General features: G+C 49.9%; 22 protein-coding genes. 15 read left to right on the forward strand and 7 right to left on the reverse strand.

The genetic code is table 11. The features are described 5' to 3' along the window. The first annotated feature begins 8 nt into the window (after positions 1-8). The 8 genes from moaC to C8D98_RS02955 all read left to right on the forward strand — a co-directional run bounded on the left by moaC (position 9) and on the right by C8D98_RS02955 (position 7,741). On the forward strand, positions 9-488 hold the full coding sequence (moaC, locus tag C8D98_RS02920; RefSeq protein ID WP_283805547.1) for a cyclic pyranopterin monophosphate synthase MoaC: 480 nt from the start codon (positions 9-11) through the stop codon (positions 486-488). Between the two features lie 228 nt (positions 489-716). Next, on the forward strand, positions 717-1,553 hold the full coding sequence (locus C8D98_RS02925) for a nitrilase-related carbon-nitrogen hydrolase (protein ID WP_132871870.1): 837 nt from the start codon (positions 717-719) through the stop codon (positions 1,551-1,553). Further along, the gene (locus tag C8D98_RS02930; protein ID WP_132871872.1) at positions 1,550-2,362 is read left to right on the forward strand and encodes an NAD+ synthase; all 813 of its coding nucleotides are present in this window, start codon (positions 1,550-1,552) and stop codon (positions 2,360-2,362) included. Before C8D98_RS02925 ends, C8D98_RS02930 begins: the two co-directional genes overlap by 4 nt. A gap of 79 nt (positions 2,363-2,441) precedes the next feature. After that, positions 2,442-3,911, forward strand: coding sequence for an IMP dehydrogenase (gene guaB, locus C8D98_RS02935; protein ID WP_132871874.1), 1,470 nt, complete (start codon positions 2,442-2,444; stop codon positions 3,909-3,911). A 178-nt stretch (positions 3,912-4,089) separates the two neighbouring features. Continuing rightward, positions 4,090-5,637, forward strand: a complete 1,548-nt coding sequence (gene guaA, locus C8D98_RS02940; protein WP_132871876.1) for a glutamine-hydrolyzing GMP synthase — start codon at positions 4,090-4,092, stop codon at positions 5,635-5,637. Between the two features lie 6 nt (positions 5,638-5,643). Then, a complete protein-coding gene (locus C8D98_RS02945; protein ID WP_132871878.1) occupies positions 5,644-6,870 on the forward strand; it encodes a lipoprotein-releasing ABC transporter permease subunit in 1,227 nt (408 codons plus the stop codon). Further along, positions 6,870-7,124 carry a DUF167 domain-containing protein gene (locus C8D98_RS02950; protein WP_132871880.1) on the forward strand — a complete coding sequence of 85 codons (255 nt, stop codon included), beginning with the start codon at positions 6,870-6,872 and terminating at the stop codon, positions 7,122-7,124. Before C8D98_RS02945 ends, C8D98_RS02950 begins: the two co-directional genes overlap by 1 nt. Further along, positions 7,124-7,741 (forward strand): HAD family hydrolase, encoded by a 618-nt coding sequence (locus C8D98_RS02955; RefSeq protein ID WP_132871882.1) that lies wholly within the window; start codon positions 7,124-7,126, stop codon positions 7,739-7,741. The genes C8D98_RS02950 and C8D98_RS02955 overlap by 1 nt, the downstream gene beginning before the upstream one ends. A gap of 72 nt (positions 7,742-7,813) precedes the next feature. Here the strand turns inward: C8D98_RS02955 and C8D98_RS02960 are convergent, their stop codons facing one another. Together C8D98_RS02960 and C8D98_RS02965 are read right to left on the reverse strand one after the other, a co-directional pair. After that, on the reverse strand, positions 7,814-8,431 hold the full coding sequence (locus C8D98_RS02960) for a flavodoxin family protein (RefSeq protein ID WP_132871884.1): 618 nt from the start codon (positions 8,429-8,431) through the stop codon (positions 7,814-7,816). Continuing rightward, positions 8,428-8,706 carry a putative quinol monooxygenase gene (locus C8D98_RS02965; RefSeq protein ID WP_132871886.1) on the reverse strand — a complete coding sequence of 93 codons (279 nt, stop codon included), beginning with the start codon at positions 8,704-8,706 and terminating at the stop codon, positions 8,428-8,430. Before C8D98_RS02965 ends, C8D98_RS02960 begins: the two co-directional genes overlap by 4 nt. A gap of 99 nt (positions 8,707-8,805) precedes the next feature. Here C8D98_RS02965 and C8D98_RS02970 point away from each other — a divergent pair, with 99 nt between their 5' ends. Next, positions 8,806-9,207, forward strand: a complete 402-nt coding sequence (locus C8D98_RS02970; RefSeq protein WP_132871888.1) for a winged helix-turn-helix transcriptional regulator — start codon at positions 8,806-8,808, stop codon at positions 9,205-9,207. On the opposite strand, the gene C8D98_RS02975 is transcribed toward C8D98_RS02970, so the two are convergent. Further along, positions 9,204-10,382 carry a protoporphyrinogen/coproporphyrinogen oxidase gene (locus C8D98_RS02975; RefSeq protein WP_132871890.1) on the reverse strand — a complete coding sequence of 393 codons (1,179 nt, stop codon included), beginning with the start codon at positions 10,380-10,382 and terminating at the stop codon, positions 9,204-9,206. The two genes, C8D98_RS02970 and C8D98_RS02975, sit on opposite strands and share 4 nt — an antisense overlap. Positions 10,383-10,641: 259 nt before the next feature. Between C8D98_RS02975 and C8D98_RS02980 the strand changes: the two genes are divergently transcribed. From C8D98_RS02980 to C8D98_RS03005, 6 genes are all read left to right on the forward strand, one after another. Next, entirely contained in the window at positions 10,642-11,019 is a 378-nt protein-coding gene (locus C8D98_RS02980; RefSeq protein WP_132871892.1) for a cytochrome c3 family protein, read from the forward strand. A gap of 18 nt (positions 11,020-11,037) precedes the next feature. Then, positions 11,038-13,425 carry a molybdopterin oxidoreductase family protein gene (locus tag C8D98_RS02985; RefSeq protein ID WP_132871894.1) on the forward strand — a complete coding sequence of 796 codons (2,388 nt, stop codon included), beginning with the start codon at positions 11,038-11,040 and terminating at the stop codon, positions 13,423-13,425. Positions 13,426-13,501: 76 nt separating this feature from the next. After that, positions 13,502-13,825 carry a chaperone NapD gene (locus C8D98_RS02990; RefSeq protein ID WP_132871896.1) on the forward strand — a complete coding sequence of 108 codons (324 nt, stop codon included), beginning with the start codon at positions 13,502-13,504 and terminating at the stop codon, positions 13,823-13,825. Further along, a complete protein-coding gene (locus C8D98_RS02995) occupies positions 13,818-14,576 on the forward strand; it encodes a 4Fe-4S dicluster domain-containing protein (RefSeq protein ID WP_132871898.1) in 759 nt (252 codons plus the stop codon). The genes C8D98_RS02990 and C8D98_RS02995 overlap by 8 nt, the downstream gene beginning before the upstream one ends. A 3-nt stretch (positions 14,577-14,579) precedes the next feature. Next, complete coding sequence (locus C8D98_RS03000; RefSeq protein WP_132871900.1) at positions 14,580-15,380, forward strand: 4Fe-4S binding protein; 801 nt, start codon at positions 14,580-14,582, stop codon at positions 15,378-15,380. A gap of 20 nt (positions 15,381-15,400) precedes the next feature. Further along, entirely contained in the window at positions 15,401-16,051 is a 651-nt protein-coding gene (locus tag C8D98_RS03005; RefSeq protein WP_132871902.1) for a Crp/Fnr family transcriptional regulator, read from the forward strand. 154 nt (positions 16,052-16,205) lie between these two features. On the opposite strand, the gene csrA is transcribed toward C8D98_RS03005, so the two are convergent. The 4 genes from csrA to flgK form a co-directional block, all read right to left on the reverse strand. Beyond that, a complete protein-coding gene (gene csrA / locus C8D98_RS03010; RefSeq protein ID WP_132871904.1) occupies positions 16,206-16,436 on the reverse strand; it encodes a carbon storage regulator CsrA in 231 nt (76 codons plus the stop codon). A gap of 14 nt (positions 16,437-16,450) precedes the next feature. Beyond that, entirely contained in the window at positions 16,451-16,885 is a 435-nt protein-coding gene (gene fliW, locus C8D98_RS03015) for a flagellar assembly protein FliW (RefSeq protein ID WP_132871906.1), read from the reverse strand. Positions 16,886-16,968: 83 nt separating this feature from the next. Next, a complete protein-coding gene (locus C8D98_RS03020; protein ID WP_132871908.1) occupies positions 16,969-20,763 on the reverse strand; it encodes a flagellin in 3,795 nt (1,264 codons plus the stop codon). Positions 20,764-20,778: 15 nt separating this feature from the next. Further along, a complete protein-coding gene (flgK, locus tag C8D98_RS03025; RefSeq protein ID WP_132871910.1) occupies positions 20,779-22,533 on the reverse strand; it encodes a flagellar hook-associated protein FlgK in 1,755 nt (584 codons plus the stop codon). Positions 22,534-22,557 lie beyond the last annotated feature (24 nt).

The following is a 22,557-nucleotide window of genomic DNA, read 5'->3' on the forward strand; positions in this document are numbered from 1 at the left end:
GGGAATACGTGTCGCTGACTCATTTTGACGAAGAGGGCAGAAGCCGGATGGTGGATGTCACCGATAAGAACGAAACCGTGCGGGAAGCAATCGCCGCAGGATTCATAAAAATGAAGCCCGAAACCATGGATCTGCTCATTGAGGGCAAAATGGCTAAGGGCAGAAACGTTTTCGAGGTTGCCCGTGTGGCCGCAGTGATGGGGGTTAAAAGGACATCCGACCTCATCCCCATGTGCCATCCGCTGTTCATCACAAAGGTGGACGTGTATTTTGAAACGGACAGAGCCAACTCTCAGGTGGACATTCAGGTTGTTGTGAAAATGGCCGGAAAGACCGGAGTTGAGATGGAAGCTCTTACGGGTGTTTCCGTTGCCGCTCTCACCATCTACGACATGTGCAAGGCTGTGGACAAAGACATGCTCATCGGCGGAATCAGGGTAATGAAAAAAACGGGCGGCAAGAGCGGGACTTATATCAGGGAAGAGTAGTATTGTCATCCTGAGGCTTTAGCCGAAGGATCTCATAAGAGAGACTCTTCGTTGCACTCAGAGTTACGGTGTATTTATGAGCCGTCACTGCGAGGAAGCCTTCAGGCTGACGCGGCAGTCTCATCACGTTGGAACGATAGAATGTAAATCCCCCCCAGTCCCCCTTTATTAAAGGGGGATGTAAGAGTTACTCAGGTTAAAAGGGTGGATTTTCTTATAGAGGCGTTTATGAAAGTACATCTGGCGCAGATGAAACCCGTTCTGGGCAATCTGGAAAAGAATGCCCAGAAGCATTTTGAGATAATTGAGCAGGCTGTGAGCGAGGGCTGCGACCTTGTTGTTTTTCCCGAACTCTCACTCACAGGTTACTATCTTCTCGACCTTGTCTATGACGTTGCGATGGATGAAAACCATCCGGTCTACCAGAAGTTTCTGGACTATTCCAACGAAATAGCCATCGTTTTCGGCTACGTTTACGAATCCAGAGAGAAACTCTTTTATAATGCTGCCTCGTTTGTGCACAGGGGAAAAACCGTACACACACACAAAAAGGTCTATCTGCCGGACTACACCCTTTTTGAAGAGGGCAGATATTTTGCGGCTGGCAGCAGCATTCAGGCTTTCGACACAGAGTTCGGCCGATGCGGACTGCTCATCTGCGAAGACGTTTTCCATTTAAGCTCGCTTTATATTCTTTCCCAGTCCGGCGCACAGAACATCATCATCCCTTCAAACAGTCCTGCCAGAGGCAACCTTGAGCTTGGACACGACGCTTCAAACGCATGGCAGACCTCGAACAGATACATTGCCGGAGTGCTCACGGTAAACCTTGTTTTCGTGAACAGGGTAGGCGTTGAGGACGGCGTATCCTTCTGGGGCGGCTCCGAGGCATACGACGCCAGAGGGCGCAGGCTTGCGGCGGCGGATATGTTCAAAGAGACCGGAGTCACTGTGGATATCGATATCGACAGTGTGCGCAGGGCAAGGATAGAAACACCTTTTCTTAGAGATGAGAAGAGCTTTCTGGTCAGAAACTTTCTGAACGAGGAAGGAGGCAGGAAATGAAGCTTGACCTTGACCTCACGGTTGATATACTCACGAACTTTATAAAGGAAGAGACCGAAAAGATAGGGCTGAAACACGTCGTGCTCGGTCTTTCCGGCGGAATAGATTCGGCGCTCAGTGCGGCTCTGGCCGCAAAGGCGCTGGGCGGCAACAGGGTTTTTGCCTACTGCATGCCCTATAAACTCAGCAGCGAGGAGAGCCTTAAGGATGCCATCAAGGTGGCTGAGACCTTCAGGCTGAATTTTGATGTACTTGAGATAACCCCTATGGTGGATCCGTACTTCGAGATGCAGGAGGATATCAGCAAACTCCGCATGGGCAACGTTATGGCACGCCAGAGGATGATATGTCTGTTCGATATGTCTGCGAAGGTAGCGGGACTGGTTCTGGGAACAAGCAACAAAACGGAGCTTCTGCTGGGCTACGGAACATGGTACGGCGACCTTGCAAGTGCCATAAACCCCATAGGCGATCTTTACAAGACGCAGGTGTGGGAGCTTTCGGAATATCTGGGCATCCCCCAGTCGGTGGTGGACAAACCGCCCACCGCAGGCCTCTGGGTCGGCCAGACCGACGAACAGGAACTCGGCTTCACCTACAGAGAGGCGGACGACCTGCTCTATGCCATGGTGGACGAGCGCAGGCGGATCCCTGAGCTTATTTCCATGGGATTTGAAGAGGAATTTGTTAAAAAGGTTGCGGAGCGTATCCGCAGAAACCAGTTTAAGAGGAATATGACCGTCATTGCAAAGGTGAGCCAGCGGACGATAGGCCGCGACTTCCGCTATTGCAGGGACTGGGGATATTGATTCCATAAATATGCGAGGCACATCCCTGTGCCTTTATGCTGTACTGAACAATTAGTCATAACACTATAGAGGTGATTGAATGTACCACGAGAAGATACTTAAGGACGCTCTCACATTCGATGACGTGCTCATCGTACCCGGAAAGAGCGAGATCCTGCCCAAGGATGTGGACACGAAAACCAGACTCACTGACCGGATAAGGCTGAATATCCCGCTGGTGAGTGCGGCGATGGACACCGTTACCGAGGCGAAACTTGCGATAGCAATGGCGCAGGAAGGCGGAATAGGCTTCATCCACAAAAACATGTCCATTGAGGCGCAGGCGGACGAGGTTGACAAAGTTAAACGTTCCGAAAGCGGAATGATAGTTGACCCCGTAACCATCGACCCCGACAGAACAGTCGAAGATGCGCTTAACCTTATGGGCAGATACAAGATCAGCGGCGTGCCCGTTGTTAAGGATGAAAAACTTGTGGGTATCCTCACCAACAGAGACCTTCGTTTTGTTGACAGATATACCGCAAAGGTATCCGAATATATGACCAGCAAAAATCTGGTCACTGTTCCAGTGGGAACGTCTCTGGAAGAATCCATGAGACACCTTCAGGAGCACAGAATAGAAAAACTTCTTGTGGTGGACAGCGACTATCAGCTGAAAGGTCTCATCACCATTAAAGACATAAACAAGCGCATCAAATATCCCAATGCGGCCAAGGACGACATGGGCAGACTGCTCGTTGGAGCGGCTGTGGGTGTCGGCGAAGAGGCGAAAGCAAGGGTTGCCGGGCTGGTTGCGAAAAAGGCTGACGTAATAGTTGTCGATACTGCACACGGACATTCTTTCAAAGTTCTGGACATGGTCAGATGGATAAAGAAAGAATATCCTGATATTCAGGTGGTTGCGGGCAACGTTGCCACAGGCGAAGCGGTTGAAGACCTTGCAAAAGCGGGTGCTGACTGCGTTAAGGTGGGTATAGGCCCCGGATCGATCTGTACGACCCGTGTTGTTGCGGGTGTGGGCGTTCCCCAGATAACAGCTATCATGGACTGTTCAGCCGCAGGCGACAAATACGGTATCCCGATCATAGCTGACGGCGGTATCAAATATTCCGGCGACGTGGTGAAGGCCATCGCTGCCGGTGCGGCCTGTGTTATGATGGGTTCAATGTTCGCAGGAACAAAAGAGGCTCCCGGCGACATAGAGCTTTATCAGGGAAGAAGCTATAAGGTATACAGAGGTATGGGTTCAGTGGGCGCAATGAAAGAGGGCTCAAAGGACAGATACTTCCAGGATGAAGTGATGAACGAGCAGAAATATGTGCCGGAAGGCATCGAGGGCAGGGTTCATTACAAAGGTGAACTGAGCGAAACCATCTATCAGCTGGTGGGCGGCCTTAAATCCGGCATGGGTTATACAGGCAGCAGAGGCATTGAAGACCTGCGCAAATATGCGAAATTTGTAAAAATTTCCGGTGCGGGACTCAAAGAGAGCCACGTTCACGACGTTATAATCACTAAAGAGGCACCCAACTACTGGGTTACGACCTGATAAAATAAAACTTCAGGATGAAGTTCTCGAAGTGAGTTACAACATAACAGAATAAAGTACGGTTAAAGATAATGTAAATCCCTCCAAACCTCCCTTTATAAAAGGGAGGCTTAAAACTCCCTCCTTTATCAAAGGAGGGTCGGGGTGGATTTTCCAAAATATACTGAGGTACGCTAAATTGGACATACACAGCCAGAAGGTATTGATACTTGATTTCGGCTCACAGTACACCCAGCTCATCGCAAGGCGTGTGCGTGAGGCGAACGTTTACTGCGAAATCTTTCCCTGCAACGCCGATTTCGAAAAGATTAGAAATTTCGGCGCAAAGGGTATAATTCTGTCGGGCGGCCCCGCATCTGTTTATGATGAGGATGCTCCCACAGTTTCCAGAGAGATATATGACCTCGGAGCACCTGTTCTGGGCATCTGCTACGGACACCAGCTCACAGGTGAATACTTCGGCGGAAAGGTTGCCGCCGCAGACCACAGGGAATACGGCAGAGCCGAGCTTTTCATCGGCAAAAAAGATCCCTTCTTTGAGGGAATAGACACGGAATCCTTCACAGTCTGGATGAGCCACGGCGACAGACTGGAGAAGATGCCCGAAGGGTTCGATGTGATAGCCTACACCAAAAACGCACCTGTTGCGGCGATGAAGCATCACACAAGACCCATATACACCATCCAGTTCCACCCCGAAGTGGCACACACCGACAACGGTGCGGCTATCCTTAAAAACTTCGTTGTGGGGATCTGCGGATGCCAGCAGATATGGACGCCTGCAAACTTTGTTGAGGCTGAAATTGAGCGTATCCGTGAGCTTGTGGGAGACAAAAGAGTGCTTTGCGGTCTTTCCGGCGGCGTGGATTCATCCGTTGCGGCGGTGCTTATTCACAGAGCCATCGGCGACAGGCTGACATGCGTTTTCGTGGACAACGGACTTCTGCGCAAGGACGAGGGAAAGCAGGTTGAGGAGGCATTCCGCAACCACTTCCACATGAACCTTATCGCCGTGAACGCCGAGGACAGATTCCTTGAGGCTCTGAAAGGCGTTTCCGATCCTGAGAAAAAGAGAAAGGCCATAGGAAACCTGTTCGTAAGAATATTTGAAGAGGAGTCCAAAAAACTGGGCGACTTCGATTTCCTCGCACAGGGGACACTCTATCCCGATGTTATCGAATCCGTATCATTCCGTGGGCCCTCTGTCACCATAAAGACACACCACAACGTCGGCGGTCTGCCCGAGGACATGAAGTTCAAACTTCTTGAGCCTCTGCGTGAACTGTTCAAGGACGAGGTTCGTGCTGTCGGTGCGGCGTTGGGCATTCCGGATAACTTCATCTGGAGACACCCCTTCCCCGGCCCCGGTCTGGGCGTGCGTGTGCTCGGCGAGGTAACTAAAGAGAGATGCGACGTTCTGCGTGAAGCGGACGCAATATACATGGAAGAACTGCATAAGGCAGGGCTTTACAGAAGGATATGGCAGGCTTTCACAGTTCTGCTCCCCGTAAACACCGTCGGTGTCATGGGTGACAACAGAACATATGAGAACGCAGTGGCAATCCGTGCGGTGGAATCAACCGACGGCATGACCGCCGACTGGGCGCACATCCCTTATGAGGTGCTGGGCAGGATATCCAACAGGATAATCAACGAGGTCAGAGGCATCAACCGTGTGGCCTACGACATAAGCTCAAAGCCGCCGGCAACCATCGAGTGGGAGTAATTTTACTTGAACTTTGAACGCTTTATAGCGAAAAGATATCTGAAATCCAGAAAGTCCAACCGTATACTCTCGTTCATTTCGGGAGTATCGGTTCTGGGCATAGTTCTCGGCGTCGCCACGCTTATCGTGGTCATCAGCGTCATGAACGGGTTTTCGGACAACCTGAAAAACAGGATTCTGGGAGCCAACGCACACATAGTGATAAACCGTGTGGACGTCAGCCCCATCGAGAACTGGCGGGATGTTCAGAAGGAGATAGCCTCCGTAAGGAACGTCACCGGAGTGTCTCCGTTCATCATCAGTCAGGTGCTTCTCACCAGCCCCAACAACGTTTCAGGCGTTGTTATCAGAGGTGTCAACGCACAGGATGAGATGAAGGTCACCACCATATCCAAGTTCATGAAAGAGGGTTCTTTCGCCGACCTGAGCAAAAAAGGCAGTGCTCCGCAGATTGCTCTGGGCAAGGAACTTGCGGCTAATCTCGGTGTTCTCAGCGGTGATATGGTGACAATGGTCTCGCCTCTGGGCAAGAAAGGCCCCTTCGGCATCACCCCCAAGATGAAGTATTTTCAGGTATGCGGTGTTTTCGACACCGGAATGTATGAATACAACAACACACTGGCGTATATAGACATTAAGGCGGCTCAGGAGTTTTTCGGGCTGTCTGACGTTGTTTCCGGATTCAGTGTGGGAACGAGCAATTTCGACCTTGCTGTGGACATCTCAAAAGAGATTCAGCATAAACTTGATTTTCCTTTCTGGGCAAGGGACTGGATAAGCATGAACCAGAACCTTTTTTCGGCTCTCAAGCTTGAAAAATATGCTATGTTCATAATCCTGACACTGATAATCATAGTGGCTTCTTTCAACGTTATCAGCATGATAACCGTTACAGTCAAGGATAAGAAGCGGGATATAGCCATCCTTCGTGCCATGGGCGCATCCGAAAGCTCAATTTCCGGGATATTCAAGCGTCAGGGTATGATAATCGGCATCACAGGAACCCTTATCGGGAACATTCTGGGGCTTGCAATCTGCCTTATACTGGCTAATTTTAAAATAATCTCACTGCCTGCGGACGTGTATTTTATGGACAGGATACCCGTTAAGATAGAGGTCATGACGTTCGTGGTCATAACCGTCTGTTCACTGGTGATAACATATCTGGCTGGGCTTTATCCGTCACGTCAGTCGGCAAAACTCGACCCTGTGGAAGCTCTCAGAAGGGATTGATGAAACTGTCGATATATGTTCAGCCGGGCGCAAAGAAGACCGAACATTCCGGAATGCATGACGGCAGGCCGAAAATAAGGCTGAACGCACCCCCTGTGGACGGGGCGGCGAACGAAGAGCTTATACGGTTCGTCGCAAAAACTCTGGGGCTGTCAAAATCCTCTGTAAGGCTTGTTTCGGGTCATGCATCAAGGCTGAAAACACTTGAAATAGATGCCGAAGAGTCGGCAGTCAAAGATATATTTGGTGAATAATGAGATACAGAGCGGCATTGCTGGATTTTGACAACACTATCCTCGGCACGGAGCAGGGCAACTTCAAAGCTTTCCACGATGTGCTGCACGACATCTACGGCCACGGCATGCGTGTGGATGATTTCATATATTTCACCGGAAATTCATGGAAAGATATTTTCAAATACATATCAAACAAATACGGCAAAGTTTCACCCGAATACATCCATAAGAGGTTTATAACCATTAAAGGTGATTTCTTCTCAAAGCACGGTGTGCGTATCGCTGACGGATTTCACGAGCTTATGGAAAGGGTTGAGATTAAGGCAATCGTAACCGGAAGCAGTTGGGCGGAGATCGAAGTGTTTTCGGATATTGTGGACTTTTCAAGGTTCGATACCATCGTGACATGCGATGATTTCCTGAACGGAAAGCCTCATCCTGAGCCATATCTGTTAGCGCAGAACAGGCTTAACATTGAAGCCGCAGAATGTTTTGCTGTTGAGGATTCCAGAGTGGGTATAACATCCGCCAGATCGGCAGGCGTTTTCACCTATTTCCTGAAAGAGTTCGCCGACGAAGACCATACGGCAATAGCCGACGGTGCGGTGGATTCCATGCGTGAGATTTTTTTATAGTCAGCGTTTCTGAATGGAAAATTCAGAGGGATCAACATTAAAAAATGCCAATCCCTCTCGTATCAAGTCAAATCAGTCTGCGCAGGATGCTCCTGTCAGCGGGTAGCTATCGAGAACAGGTTTAACTGCTCTTCCCAGCCAGTCGGTGACGGCTGCCAGATGATCCATATTCGCCAGACCTTCCTCATCGCCCTCAACCTCGCCTTTGTTGCGTCCGTAGACCATGTTCCAGTAGGTCGAGCCGGGCATTATCATGCGTGAAAGGTGCATGAAATGGTTGATGGTATCTATAACGTGGATAGAGCCGCCCCTGCGGACAGCGGAAACAGCCATGCCTATTTTGCCTTTCAGGAGGTGGCCGTTTGCAATGGCGACGTAGCCCGCTCTGTCCAGCAGTGCTTTTGTTTCGGAGGTAACGTCTGCAAAATAGGTTGGTGAACCGATGATTATCGCATCGGCCTCAGTCATTTTAGCGAAAACCTCGTTGAATCTGTCCTCTTTAATGGTGCATTTGCCGTCCTGATTCTTAAAACAGCCTCCACAGGCTATGCATCCTCTGAAAACCTGTCCGCCTATCTGTGCGTAGTCGGTCTCCCAGCCTCTTTTTTTAAGCCCGTCAAGAACTCTGTTGATGATTATTTCGGTGTTGCCGCCCTTTCTGGGACTTCCGTTGATACCTAAAACTTTCATTGAGCCACCTCATATTTTTTAATTTCTATATCTTTTTCGTGCCAGTCTTTTGACTTTTCAAAGAACTCAACCATATATGGCTGTTTCATGTGGGCATCAAGGTGCGCATCGCTCTCCCATATTTCAAAACAGAAGACCTGGTCGCCCAGAATTGTTATGGTATATTCCCTGCAGCCGTCCTCTTTCAGAACATCGGGGCGGACATTGAGCAGTCCGTTCAGGAATTTTTCGGCGTAACCCTCTTTCAGTGTGGCCTTAACATGAATTATGAACATTTTTCCTCCTCCTGTTGCTTAAATCATAAACGCATACTATAGTAAACGCAAGAACGGTAAAAAAATACATGTACTTACAAAAAGTATAGTGAGGCATCCATGGGCAACTGCAAGACAAAAGAGATATGCGGCAAATCGTACAACTGCTATTTCGAGCTTACCATGACTGTGTTTTCCGGCAAATGGAAAGCTATCATACTGTATCACATCGCACGGGAAGAGGTTCTGCGTTTCAGCGAGATACGCAAAGGGATGAACGGCATAACCGAGAGGATGCTGGCAAAACAGCTTCGTGAGCTTGAGGCTGACGGGGTTGTCAGCCGCCATATTTACAACCAGATACCGCCCAAGGTGGAATACCGCCTGACTGACATCGGCAAAAAGCTGATACCTATTCTGAACATGATGAAGGACTGGGGAATTGAGTATGAAGAATTCCTCGGCGGAAGAGAGATCTTCGCCTCCGCCGAGTATGAACAGCCTGATAATTCTATGGTTTAGAAAGCCCTGTTGGCTTCCGCCGTGCTTCTGAATGCGCAGTCCTCTATTGCAAGCCCTGTGAACCAGTTGCCTGTGACATAAAGTCCTTTGACCTTTTGGATTATTTCGTCCAGCCTGTCCATGCGCTCCTCGTGTCCCAGTTTAAGGGTGGGGCAGAAGTGAACCGTTTCGGCAACGTGTGCAAATTTTGACTTATCGGTCTTCAAAACCTTTTCCGCTACAGCGATTTTTTGTTCATAAGTGAGTCTGTCCGGTTTGAAATGGAATGCGAAGCCTCTGTATTTCGAATCTTCGGCAACGTCACGGGAGACAACGGAGGTGAACTCGCTGTCTGCGGCTATGATGAAGCTCAGCTCCTCCACCGCAACGTCCTCTTTTTTGATTATAACGCCCATGCTCTCAACCTTTGCGGAAGAGATGGGGATGAGTATCTCTGATGCTTCGGGGGCAACGTCCGCAAGGAGTCTGCCCGCTTCCGCAGGATAAACTGCCGATACGAAGTTGTCGGAGGTGAAGGTCTCGCCGCCCGCCACGATAGAATATACTCCGCCGGAGAGCGACACGCTCTCAACCCCGCATGAGGTCTTGAGGTTTATGTTGCCGTGTTTTGCGGCCTTGTTTATGAATTCCGTCATTCCGCCTTTCAGGGTGAAGCTGCGGGGGAGTGATTTATCTTTGGGTCTGCTTTTCAGCATCATGTCAGCGGGAAAGTCCGAACCTTCCTGCGAAATAACCGCCGCTATCATGGGTCTGAACATCTTTTCGTAGTTGCCCCTGCCCAGAATTTTCGTGTAATACTCACGCACGGTCTTTCCGGCCTTTTTTGTAAAGAAGGCGGAGGGAACGTTCAGCGCAAGCTCAAGTTTGTTGAGGCATTTTGTGATGGGCACAAGTCCTGCGGATGTGAGCATCCGGAACGGAACCTTTTTGCGGGGCAGAAAGTTCTCTTCAAGCCCTGCGTGTTTCATTGCGCTTATGTATGAGGCATATGAAGCATAGACGGTGTGTCCTCCCAGCTCCAGCCAGAAATTGTCATATGTTGCAGATGCGAGGCATCCGCCCGCTCTTTCGGATTTTTCGAGCACCAGAACTTTTTTCCCCTCTGCCGCCATTATCTGGGCAAACACCATGCCGCTCACGCCGCTGCCCGCAACAATAAAGTCAAAATGAGCCATGACATCCTCCTGATGTTTTATAACACACTATACCCCTGTCTAACTCCATAATCAATAAATCAAAATGCAGAAATACCGGCTGTTGACTGCATTTACATAATTTACAGTACGCTTACAACCTTAATCCCGCTTTTACAAAAATAGCGTTAACCTTGAAGGGTGAATAACCGCCGCAGACAATACTAACCCCAGAGGCCGCGCAGAAAGCGGCCTGAGTGCGTCTTCGGCAGAGATATAAAAGAACCGGAGGTAATTTATTATGGGCAAGAGGCTCGCAGTTTTTATTCTGGTGCTGACGCTTGCGGCATTCGGCGCAGCATCGGCTAAGGGTTCGAAAGTGAAAGGGCATCCCGAAAAAATGGGTGATACGGACTGTCTCACCTGCCATCAGGATGTGACGCCCGATCTTGTAGCTCAGTGGGAGCTCAGCGCACACAGCTTTACAGGCGTTAAATGTCAGGTATGCCACGGCGACGAGAAGAACTTCAGAAAAGTTCCTCTCACAATAACCTGCGTCGGCTGTCACGACCATCAGGCCGAAGTGAACGCAGCACCCAAAACATCCTGCGCAAGCTGTCATAAGGCACACACTTTCACTGTACACAAAAAGGGTTACACCCCCACCGATGTTAAGTAAGGAAGGACTGAGACTATGATGAATTTAACCAGAAGAAATTTTATAAAAGCAGCAATGGCAACCGCCGCCGCCGCATCTGTCGGCGTGACACTCCCCAAAGAGGTTGAAGCGGCCGAAGCGGTTGATAAATGGGTAAAGGGCACCTGCCGCTTCTGTGGAACAGGCTGCGGTGTTTATGTGGGCGTTAAGGGCGGCAAGGCAGTTGCCATGAAGGGTAACCCCGATGCGAAGACAAACTTCGGATTCCTCTGCGTAAAGGGTTTCCTTGCGTATAAATGCATGTATCACCCCGACAGACTGAAAGCCCCCATGATCCGCCAGAAGGACGGCAAGTTCAAAGAGGTTTCATGGGATACAGCTCTCGACTATGTGACCGACAAATTCAAGTATTTAAGACAGACCTACGGCAAGGACGCAGTGGCCTACTACGGTTCAGGCCAGTGTACCACCGAGGAAACATACACTTTCAACAAGCTGTTCAAAGGCGGTTTCCGTTCGAACATGGTTGAAGGAAACCCCCGTCTCTGCATGGCTTCAGCGGTTGCAGGCTACATCAGCACATACGGTTCCGATGAACCCGTCGGCTCATATGCGGACATTGAGAAATCAAAGTGTCTCTTCATTACCGGTTCAAACACCAGCGAGTGCCACCCTGTTCTGTTCCGCAGAATCATGCGCCACAAGCTGACCAATCCCGATGTTAAGATAATCGTATGCGAACCCAGAAAAACCTCCACAACCAAGATTGCCGACCTGTGGCTCCCCTGCGACCCCGGAACGGATCTTGCGGTGTTCAACGCAATGATAAAATACATTCTGGACAACGATCTCTATGATGAGAAGTTTGTAGCCCAGAATGCAAGGATAACCAACGGAAAAGAGGTCAAGACCATTGCGGAATACAAAGAGTTCCTTAAGGACTTCACCCTTGAGAAGGTCGAGAAACTCACACGCTGCCCCGCAGAGAACATCAAAAAGGCGGCTGAGTGGTTCGCAAACAGCCCCGCAACAATGTCTCTGTGGTGCATGGGACTTAACCAGCGTGTTAAGGGCGTATGGGCGAACAACCTCGTTCACAACCTCCACCTGCTCACAGGCCAGATATGCAGACCCGGCGCAGAGCCTTTCTCGCTGACAGGTCAGCCCAACGCATGCGGCGGTGTTCGTGAGACTGGTGCACTTTCTCACCTGCTCCCCGGAACAAAACCCGTTGCAAACGATGGTTGGAGAGCCCACGTTGAGAAATGCTGGGGTGTTGAACCCGGCACCATCGATCCCAAACCCGGCTTCCATACAATGAAAATGTTCGATGCTCTCGGCGGCGAGGCGGATGCATCCAAACCCATAAAGGCTATGCTGGTCTCCACTACAAACCCCGCACAGTCCCTCCCCAACCTCCACAAGTATATAAAGGGTATGCAGGACAGCTTCCTTGTGGTGCTGGATATTTTCCCCACCAGAACAACACAGCTTGCAGACGTTATTCTGCCCGCCGCTTTCATTTATGAGAAGGGCGGTATTTACGGATGTTCCGAGCGCAGAAGCCAGCTTACTGAAAAAGCAGTTGAACCCGTTGGTCAGGCAAAACCCGACCTCTGGATCGCCGCTCAGATAGCGAAGCGCATGGGCATGGAAAAACTCATCCCCTGGAACGGAAACGATTCCATGAAGGCCAACGAAATGGCTTGGGACGACTATCGTGAGATAATCAAAGACACAGACCACACCCTTGCCGGAGCTACCTATTCCAGACTTAAGAAGGAGAAGGCAGGTCTTCAGTGGCCCATTCCTTCACTTGACCACCCCGGCACAGAGAGAAGATATGTCAGAGGCTCTGACCCCATGTTCAACCATGAGGGATTCAAGGCGAAATTCGGCATAACCTTCGACCCCGCCAGAAAGATAAACTTCTACAACGATGCGAAGAAAGAGGGCAAGGCAAACATATTCATGCGTCCCTTCGCAGGTGCGGCAGAGGTTCCGGATGCGGACTATCCGTTCTATCTGACAACCGGCCGTGTTATCGAGCAGTGGCACACCGGAACAATGACAATGCGTATTCCTGAGATCGCAAGGGCGCACTCACACGCATACCTTGAGATCCACCCAGAAGATGCCAAAAAAGCGGGAATCACATCCGGCGATATGGTTGAAGTTGCCAGCAAGAGGGGCAAGTGCGTAATGCCCGCCCATATCGTAAGCGGCACTCTTCCCGGCGTTCTGTTCGTTCCTTGGCACGATCAGGCATTTGTCCGTATGATCAACTTCGTGTGCAACGATGCTGTGGACGACACGTCTTTCGAGCCTGAGTTCAAGATTGCGGCCGTAAAGATCAAAAAGGTCTCCGGTCCCAAGAACGTGGCAGAGAAATTCATCATCAGAGACGTAAACTCTAAATTCTCCTAAGACGGAGCGACATACACCTCTTGGCGCCCTGCTTTAAGGCGGGGCGTCTTTTTTTATTAAACAAGGAAGGTCAGCTATGATTTATTCAGGAAGCGTTGTTTACACTCAGGCGGAGGATCTGGAAAAAGCAAGAACCATAATATCTGCCGTTGAGAACATAGAGATATTTGCCGTCAGCGACGACAAAACCCAGATAATAGTGGCAATAGAGGCCGACGATGAAGAGCATCTGAAACAGATATGCGCAGGTCTGCGTGAGTATCCGGAGATACTTGAGGTTGCCCACCATATTTTCCATTTCGAGGACGATGTCGAGGATATCCTCTCCGGACGCAAAGTACCTTCGATGGAAGGATTTTTCAAAAGTAAAAAGAAGGAAGAGCGCAAGTTAAATGGCTAGGAACAGGCTGACGGAGCTGTTTGAAGGGCTTCTGAACAGCAACCCGTTCAAGAATTTCTACAAAAAGAACAGACTGAGGCCCCCCGGCGCCGCAACGGAGGAGACCTTTATGGAGCTGTGCATCCGCTGTGCACGCTGCATAGAGGTTTGTCCGTACGATTCCATCGAACGTGCCGACCTTTTCGAGAAACTTCAGATAGGCACACCCTATGTATTTCCCGATACAAAAGCCTGCTATCTCTGCATGCGCTGTATGAAGGTCTGCCCCACGGGAGCACTTGACCCGAAACTTACCGACGGCAGAAAAGTTCGTATGGGCATAGCGGTCATAAACGAAAAGACCTGCCTCAACTTCCTCTACTACAAGGATGAGATGCTCGGTGTATCCGCCACAGGAACCGCCCAGCTCTGCGGAACCTGCTACAACGTCTGCCCCTACACGGATGAAGCGATAGTAATGGAAAAATTCATCCTGCCCGTGGTGACGGACAGATGCACCGGCTGCGGAATCTGCGCCGAAAAGTGCCCCGCAACTCCCGAAAAGGCGATGTCCATCTATCCTGAAGGAATGCCCGTTGACAAGAACGAGGGTTATTTCGGCAGACGAAGCAAAATACACGGCGAGGAACGCAAAAAGGGCAATGATATCCTGAAAGGTGAAAAACTCCTTGAGGAGAAGCAGAAGATAGACTCCTCGGATGTTAAGCCCGATTTCCAATACAACACCGAAACCTACGACACCGAGTGGTAAGCCATGAAGATCAAAACATACAGACGCACGGCGCAGATACTCACCGTGTTTGCAATATTTTTCATACCGCTTTTAAACGTTTACGAGCTGTATTTCGTTAAGGGAACTTTCATCTCCATGGATATAGGCGATGCCGCAATGGCAGACCCGCTGGCTGTTTTTCAGTCCATGCTGGCCGCAGGCAGAGTCAACGAATATATGCTCGGTTCCGTTATAATTCCTGTTGTGCTGATGCTCCTTCTGGGGCGTGTGTGGTGCAGCTGGTTCTGCCCTTATTATCTCTGCGCCGAGCTTATGACATGGCTCAGAAAAAAGCTGAAGATGAAGCCCTACAAGCCTGTTTATAAGGATACGGTGCCTGTCCGCCAGTCGAAGTTCAGATATATCTTTCTGTTCATAGGGCTTGTGCTGATGTGTATTGCCGGAGTGCCTATTCTGAACCTGATCTCCGCACCGGGGATAATCTCCACGCAGGCCATGCTTATAGTGAAATTTCATTATGTAACCTTCGAACTGGTCTTCGTTCTGGTTCTGCTTGTTCTGGAACTGTTTTATTTCAGGTTCTGGTGCAGGCTCTTCTGTCCCACAGGAACCTTTCTGTCGTTCTTCCGCTGGAAAAAGGGCATGACTGTTGAAAAAGTCCGTTCCGAGTGCTCGGACTGCCTCTCCTGCGTTCGCTCCTGTCCCATGATGATAAACCCCATGACCATGGGGGCATCCAGCCACTGCAACAACTGCGGCGACTGTGTGGATATCTGCCCCGACAACAGAAAAGAGGACACCCTGAAATTTACTTTTAAATAGTTTATGTGTATAATGCAGGTATGAACAAACAGGAAGCAGTAAAACTATTCGCAACAGGGTTCTTCGGCTCAGCCGATCCCGAACTTTTAAAGGTGCTGGACACCATCTGCCGTCACAGAACAGTGGAGAAAAAATCCATTCTGTTCGTTGAAGGGCAGGAGGGCAGCACGGTATATTTCCTTGTGAAAGGCAGTATAAAACTTTTCAGAACAAATGACGAAGGCAGAGAGGCCGTCGTTCATTTCGTGCGTTCCGGCGAAATATTCGCCGAGATTCTTCTTCAGCTGGGGCTGAAATATCCCGTGACATCCATGACACTGGAGGAGTGCGACCTTCTGGAGATGGACGCAATGAAGCTTGAGGAGGTCATTTCAAAAGACCCCAAGGTGTCCATGCGGCTCATCGGAGCACTTGCCAAACGTATAAAATATTTCGTTAATCTCATAGAGAGCCTTACTGTGAACGATGTCCGTGCGAGGCTTGTGAACTGGCTGAGAAATCAGAAAAAGAAAGAATCCGCCGTGGTCAGGCTCCCTGTGCCGAAGGGCGAGCTTGCGCTCCTGCTCGGAACCACAGCCGAAACCTTTTCCAGAGTGCTTAAGAAGTTGCAGGAAGAGGGGTATATAGAGGTGCAGGGGAGAGATATCAAGATACTGAAAAATCTGGATTGAGTTTGGTTTTTATAACGCTTCGCATTACCCACATAGAATTTGCCGAGCGGCGGGTTGACTTGAGTGGGAAGACTGCCACGGGCTAAAGCCCTCGCAGTGACCTGTAGCTGTCACTCTGAGCGGAGCGAAGAGTCTCATCCTGTATTTTGTATGTTTATTTGTTCTGCTGTTTGAAGAAATCCACAAGTGAGACGAGGTTCTCTTTTTTAACGGCCTGAAGGTTCTCTTCCTTGATAGCCTCGTAGACCTCTTTCCGGTGAACGCTCACATCTTTGGGCGCATCTATCCCTATCTTAACGTTGCGCCCGGCGACCTCGACTATGGTCACTTCGATATTGTCACCGATTATTATGCTTTCGTTTATCTTCCTTGATAATACAAGCATTTGCCTTCCTGTGGTTATTTATTGAAAAGGGGCGTTTTAATCTGCCATTTATCTTCTTCCAGAATCACCTGTTTTGCAAGTTTTTTCTCGGTGTTCATAACCAGCGGCGCACGAAGGTTCATCGTGGCGTTTTTGGGCTGGTCGGGAACAACAACAATGCAGAACAGTTTCAGCTTTGCGTCCTCTTCCGCTCCGAGAATCTTCATCTCACGTTTGTTGAGCTTGGGGTTATAATCTGTAGCGAAAAGCTCAGGCTCAACAAGAATGAAGCACACATCGCTATCCTGAACAGACTGGAACCAAAGGAAAGGGTATGACTTTTCATTTGATATAATAATAAAGTCGTTCAGGTCGGGAAAGCCCAGCATAGGGGACGACAGAGTTACTATGTCGCTCTCATTGAAGGTTATTTCCCCGAGTTTAGCGGATACTATTTTTTTGACTTCCATTGTATCCTCACATATTTTAACGGAATTTGCTCCCATGTGTTTCTCCTCTGTTCTGTCGGCGTCATATACTTAATCGGCACTTTTTACAGATAATCAAGCAGACTTACATTTAAAAGCAAAGAAGTTGTTTTCAATGCATACTGGTAAGCTGTCTCGGCTACCGTAAGATCCGCCGCCGCCTTTGTCTGGTCGATGGTGGTTGAGCCTGTATATTTGGCTTTCATCTCTTCCGTGGTCAGCTTCAGATTTGCGTTAAAGGTCACGGCCGATTCTGTTTTGCTGGTGTTGTTGCCCACTGTTGTAAGCGAAGTGAGCACCTGCGATTCGGCCTTCTGAAGCACGTCCAGTTCATATTCTATCCCCGAGCCTACCGCCGCAGAGAATGAATCCGTTGCGTAGAGGAAGCCGGGATCATAGTATTGGTACACACCGTCGGCCACATAATATTTTTCGCCGGCAGTGTCCATGGAGTAGCTGTTGACCAGTTCGCCGTCTGTTCCGGTAACTTTTATCTTAACTGCATCTCCGGCCTTTGAGAAACCGAGTGTGCTGTTATAATCGCCTGAAACCGCCGTTCCCGTTACTCCGTTGAAGGAGAATCCAAGACCGTTCACTCCGACCTTTTCAGCGGAAACCACTCCGCCTATGCCTGCCGCAGCCAGTTTGGAGTTGATATTGGCAACGAGGGCGTCATAGGTCATAAAGTTCTCTGCGTCAACCTCGATACTGACTTTTTTGTCGGTACCGTCGTTGTATGAGAAAGTGAGAGTTCTTTCGGCAGCTGTTTTCTGGCTGAGATCCATCGTAACGGTGCCGTAGCTGGCAACAGTGTCTGCACCAACCTTATGCTGAAATCCCAGTGCGGCGTTCTGGTCGCCGGAAACTATGATATCTGATGTGGGGCCTGTAAACGAAAGCACATCGCCTGACATTGCAACGCTGACTCCCGCAGGGAGCTGGGGGGATATCACGGCGATCAGGTCTGCGTTTGTGGCATAGGTTGCGTTGGGCACTGTGACCGTTGCCGTTTGCCATGCTCCTCCGTCGTAATAGTTTATGTCCAGCGTGCTGTTTGCCGTTCCCAGCTTGCTCAGGTCGAGGGTGGGCTGTGTTTCGCCGTTTCCGGGGAAAGCATCATTCATGCCCATGACATATGCTGAGAGATCGTTGTTATAATTGACGGATATTTCGTTGGCTCCGGAACCCGTGTCGATCCTGAGTTTTCCGTCTTCGCTGTAGGCTCTGACACCAGCCTGCTGAAGGGCGGTGTCGTTGTTTATCTGATTTACGAAGTCGTCAAGTTTTGCAGATGCGGAACCTGCGGACGAGCTGTATGATCTGGTCAGTTTTCCGTCCGGAGTGTTGACCACAACCTCAAAGCCCACTGTGCCGACGTTCAGGTTGTTGAATTTTTCCGATGTCCACTCCTGCTTTTTCTGGATGTAGTATTCGGATTTAAGTCCGGAGGACTGCACCTCGAAATTCAGCAGATCGTTGTAGTTGCCTCTGAACTCACCGTCAAGATAGGGCACTGCCGTGGAGTTGAACGTGTCTTTCCATGAGCTGGGTGCGCCGATGCCTGAGTCGGGAATGTTCATGTTCAGTGCGAAGTAGAGGTTTTCAAGGGATTTGAAAACGTTAACGTTCTCACCCTTTTCTGTAACGTTCAGGTCGCCGAAGCTCAGGTTTGAGCTTGCCTTCATCTGAACTTCGAAAGAGTTGACCATGGGAATGGCGGGTGATGAGACCATATCGCCAAGCTGTATGGACACACCGTTGCCTATGTCTATTGCGTCGCCGTTATAGGTTGATTTGGGGATGGGGTTGGCTGTGTTGTCAAAGATGACGTTGCCCAGCTTATCCTTCACCAGAACAGAGATGTCGGTTGCGTCTACGCTGACAGTGACATTCCATGTGTCGTCCTTTTTGGAGGAATAGTAGCCTGAGAATTTAACATTCTGCTCAACCTCAGGATATCCTATACCGGAGTTGTTTTCGTTCACTCCGAAGGTCAGCTTGCTTGTTCCGCTTCTCAGGTCTTTCACCTGAAGTTTGCCGTCGACAACCGTGGCCTCAACAGCGTTTCCGTAGAGTCCTTCTATGTGCGTCAGCATGTCGCTGATACGTTTTTCGTCCGTTGTGGGATAGTTCACCCCTCTGGGTGTCGAAAACTGATACTCATCAACTGCGCCTGTGTCCACCTTTGTGGCCAGAGATGTGCTGTTGGTGTATTCAGTGTTCATCAGCTCAAAAGAGATGTCATATTCGCCTGCCACTGCCGCATCGCTGACACTTGCGTATACGTCAAAGCCCATTCCTGCATCCATAAGAGCCTGATTCAGAGCCGTCTGGATTGAGTTCGCATCGCCTGCGGCGGGTGTGAAGCCTATCTTTTGCCCCTGAACATAGAACTCTGTGTATGCGGCTGAAACGGGAACGTCGCTGTGGGTTGTTGTAACGGGCCCCACGAAGCTGTTGTATCCTGTTTCAAATGTGGTATCCATTCCTGTGGCTGTAACGGGTACTGTCTTAAAGCCCAGTTTGTTGTTCTGGGAACCTGTTACCGACAGTTCAACGCCCTCTCCGGTTCTGTTGGAGATGAACATTATCTTGTCGCCGTCGCTGACAGCGGTCATTTCTCCGCCTATGCCATGGTTGTCCAGGCTTCTGTTGATGTCGTAGATTATTTCTTCCACATCGGAATAGCCTTTCTGAGGCAGGGTTATGTCATAGTCCCTGTTGGCGTAGTTCACGGTTATGGTTCTTTCGGATACGGATGCCTTGGTCATGTCCAGCGTAACGTTGCCGGGGGCTGACACTCTGGCAGTACCTATCTTGTAGCCGTTGTGGTCTGTCCCTGTGAAGGAGATGGAATCCGCAAGGCTTGCGTTGGCTCCGTCTATCTGGGAGAACTTTGTTGTGTTGGTTATGGGCAGACCGTTCACCGTGTTTCTCATGGTGCCTTTAGTGGTTCTGTAGGTCTCCATGAAGGTCTCTCGGCCGCTCACGTTAATAGCAACCTCCTGATTGGAGGCAATTTTGGTAGTTATCTTTCCGTCATCGCCGACATAGGTTATCTCGTTGCCGGGCTTGTAGTAAAACTGCATCTTAAGGCTCTGGCCGCTGGTTATGCCCGCCGGCAGCTTTATGCCCACGCCCACGCCTGTGTTTATGACGCCTTCGCCGTTGTAGTCTGTCACCAGTGTTGTGGTGGTTATGTTTCCTGCGGTTGTGGTGTCGTCTGATGCGTTGCTGTCTATCAGAACGGACTTGCCTCTGGAATCGGTCATGGAGATGTATGCCACCCCGTCCTGAACGTTAATGTTGGCTGTGTATGAGCCTTCGGAAAGCTCCGGCATATCGCCGTAAAGTTTTCTGGTGATGGCCTCGGCTCCGGGATAGCTCGATACCACTGCGGATATCTGCCTGTCGCCGCTGACGAAAGGTTCTGTCTGGGTCTGATATCCGGAGAAAACGTATCTGCCGAGATATTTACTGTTTCCTATATCTTTCATAGCATTGAGGATTGAGAGAACGTCGCCCGCAAGCGCCTTCCGGCTCTCTGCGTTCTGGCTGTCGTTTCTTCCCGCAACTGCGAGTTCGTTTCTTGCTTTTGATATATAGTCATAAGCCGACTGGAGCAGATTGTCCTCGTTATCCAGCCATGTTACGGCGTTTTCTGCGTTTCTTTTGAACTGTGTGGCCTCATTGGAGATTATCTGCATGCTGTATGCGGTGACGTAGTATGTGGGATCGTCCTCGGGGTTCAGCATGTTTCTGCCTGCGGTCACTCTTTCATTGGCGTTCAGCAGGTTTGAAAGACTCTTTGCGTTACCCGAAGTGTAGGTCATATGTATCATATTTGTAGTGATTCTCATGATATCAGCCCCTTATTACCTGCCGCCTGTTCCCAGGCCGTTCACTATCTTGTCGATCATCTCATCAACAACGTTGATAAATCTTGCGCTGGCTTCATATGCCCTCTGAAAGCGTATGATCTCAGCCATTTCCTCGTCCAGAGAGACACCCTTGATGCTCTCCAGTTTTTTGGAATATTCGGTCACCAGATGCAGTTTTGTGGTCGCATATGTGTCCGCTGTGGATTTGTCGGTGGCTATCTTGCCCACGAAAAGAGCGTAGTATTCATCCAGAGTAACGTTCTGGGAAAAGACCTTTGAGCCTTTCAGATCGGCTATGGCTTTGGCGTTCTGGTTGTCGCCCACTGCGCCTGATTTGGATGTGGCCAGATAGCTTATGTTCTCTTTTATCAGCGATGAAACGCCTATGTTCGAAGCGTTTTCACCGGAGAAGAAACCGTAGGTTCCGGATGCCGTCAGGAAACCTGATGTATCCTCCGCAAAAGAGAAGGAGTATCCGGACTCGGAGTATATTTTTATTGTGTTGTTCTGGGACAGCGAGGCCTGAATGATGCCTCCGTTGGGGTTGCCGTCCGCATAGGATATCTTGCTTATGATGGAGTTCATCGTATCGACCTTGGGATCGATCTCGATGTCGAGGTTGTCGACAACCTTTCCGTCGCTGTCATAGATGGTGATACGCATTACTCCGGCTGTGACAGCAGAGGGCAGTGCGCCCGCAGGGTCGCTCAGAGGATATGATGCGTTTTTGACGCCGCTGGATGAGGTTATCTGTGTGAGTTTGTCCGAACCCTGACCCACCGAGTGCAGTTCGTTTGTTTTTACGATAAGCGTGGCTGCAAGGTCGTTCAGCGAGTCCATATAGCTCTGGACAACAGAATCTCTTATGGTCAGCTCGCCGCCTATTTTGCCGGAGCTGAAAGATTCCGTAACATCCACGCCCAGTTTGTCAACAGAGCTGGGTGTTCCCCAGAAAATTGAGAAGTCGTTGTCGGAGCCGGATGTCTGAGCTGTGCGGAGCTGATAATATGCCCCTTCGTCCACCAGTGCGTTTCCGCCCACATAAACTGCGATCTGTCCTGATGTTCTTTCAACAACAGAAACGTTGGTCAGTTCCGAAAGATCGTTCAGGAGTATCTCCCTCTTGTCTCTCAGGTCGTTCGCCATCTGGCCTGTGGCCTCAACCATGGCTATCTGGCTGTTAAGATAGGATATGTTCTGGGAAATGGTGTTTATCTCGCCGACGTAATCTTTAACGTTTTTGTTGGACTGCTGCTTAACCTGCTCCATAGCGGTGTAGCTGGCTCTTATCTTTTCTGCCAGCAGGTCGGCTTTTTCAACAACGGTCTGTTTCTTTATGAGTGCTTCGTCCGACTGATCGGTGGCTGTGTTTGCAAGGTCGCTCCATGCGGCAAAATATTCCGACATGGCCTCGCCCAGCCCCGAACCGTCCTCAAGCTCGTTGAAATAGATCTCGATGTTTGTCAGCGCATCCTGAGTTGTGGTGTAATACGCCAGATCCGAAGTTTCGTTACGGATGGTGTTTGCGAGAACGCTGTCGTATATCTGAACGATGTTCTCGATGGTTACGCCACGACCGAAAACTCCGTACTGCGTTACCTGTGAGCTGGATGTCACAAGGCTTACACGCTGTCTGGAGTAGCCTTCGGTGTTTACGTTTGTGATGTTGTTACCGGCAACGTCAATCTGTGCCTGAGCTGCAAAAAGCCCAGATACGCCCGTTCCCAGTATGCCTAAGATATTTCCCATGTCCCTCTCCCGCCTTTTTTTGGG

Source organism: Seleniivibrio woodruffii (assembly GCF_004339245.1).
In the GTDB taxonomy this organism is placed as follows: Bacteria; Chrysiogenota; Deferribacteres; order Deferribacterales; family Geovibrionaceae; genus Seleniivibrio; species Seleniivibrio woodruffii.

What these genes read in the sequence shown, in the direction of transcription:
- C8D98_RS02925 (WP_132871870.1), top strand. Translation starts at nt 717, where the DNA reads ATGAAAGTACATCTGGCGCAGATGAAACCCGTTCTGGGCAATCTGGAA.
- C8D98_RS02930 (WP_132871872.1), top strand. Translation starts at nt 1,550, where the DNA reads ATGAAGCTTGACCTTGACCTCACGGTTGATATACTCACGAACTTTATA.
- guaB (WP_132871874.1), top strand. Translation starts at nt 2,442, where the DNA reads ATGTACCACGAGAAGATACTTAAGGACGCTCTCACATTCGATGACGTG.
- C8D98_RS02950 (WP_132871880.1), top strand. Translation starts at nt 6,870, where the DNA reads ATGAAACTGTCGATATATGTTCAGCCGGGCGCAAAGAAGACCGAACAT.
- C8D98_RS02955 (WP_132871882.1), top strand. Translation starts at nt 7,124, where the DNA reads ATGAGATACAGAGCGGCATTGCTGGATTTTGACAACACTATCCTCGGC.
- C8D98_RS02960 (WP_132871884.1), bottom strand. Translation starts at nt 8,431, where the DNA reads ATGAAAGTTTTAGGTATCAACGGAAGTCCCAGAAAGGGCGGCAACACC.
- C8D98_RS02965 (WP_132871886.1), bottom strand. Translation starts at nt 8,706, where the DNA reads ATGTTCATAATTCATGTTAAGGCCACACTGAAAGAGGGTTACGCCGAA.
- C8D98_RS02970 (WP_132871888.1), top strand. Translation starts at nt 8,806, where the DNA reads ATGGGCAACTGCAAGACAAAAGAGATATGCGGCAAATCGTACAACTGC.
- C8D98_RS02975 (WP_132871890.1), bottom strand. Translation starts at nt 10,382, where the DNA reads ATGGCTCATTTTGACTTTATTGTTGCGGGCAGCGGCGTGAGCGGCATG.
- C8D98_RS02980 (WP_132871892.1), top strand. Translation starts at nt 10,642, where the DNA reads ATGGGCAAGAGGCTCGCAGTTTTTATTCTGGTGCTGACGCTTGCGGCA.
- C8D98_RS02985 (WP_132871894.1), top strand. Translation starts at nt 11,038, where the DNA reads ATGAATTTAACCAGAAGAAATTTTATAAAAGCAGCAATGGCAACCGCC.
- C8D98_RS02990 (WP_132871896.1), top strand. Translation starts at nt 13,502, where the DNA reads ATGATTTATTCAGGAAGCGTTGTTTACACTCAGGCGGAGGATCTGGAA.
- C8D98_RS02995 (WP_132871898.1), top strand. Translation starts at nt 13,818, where the DNA reads ATGGCTAGGAACAGGCTGACGGAGCTGTTTGAAGGGCTTCTGAACAGC.
- C8D98_RS03000 (WP_132871900.1), top strand. Translation starts at nt 14,580, where the DNA reads ATGAAGATCAAAACATACAGACGCACGGCGCAGATACTCACCGTGTTT.
- C8D98_RS03005 (WP_132871902.1), top strand. Translation starts at nt 15,401, where the DNA reads ATGAACAAACAGGAAGCAGTAAAACTATTCGCAACAGGGTTCTTCGGC.
- csrA (WP_132871904.1), bottom strand. Translation starts at nt 16,436, where the DNA reads ATGCTTGTATTATCAAGGAAGATAAACGAAAGCATAATAATCGGTGAC.
- fliW (WP_132871906.1), bottom strand. Translation starts at nt 16,885, where the DNA reads ATGGAAGTCAAAAAAATAGTATCCGCTAAACTCGGGGAAATAACCTTC.
- C8D98_RS03020 (WP_132871908.1), bottom strand. Translation starts at nt 20,763, where the DNA reads ATGAGAATCACTACAAATATGATACATATGACCTACACTTCGGGTAAC.
- flgK (WP_132871910.1), bottom strand. Translation starts at nt 22,533, where the DNA reads ATGGGAAATATCTTAGGCATACTGGGAACGGGCGTATCTGGGCTTTTT.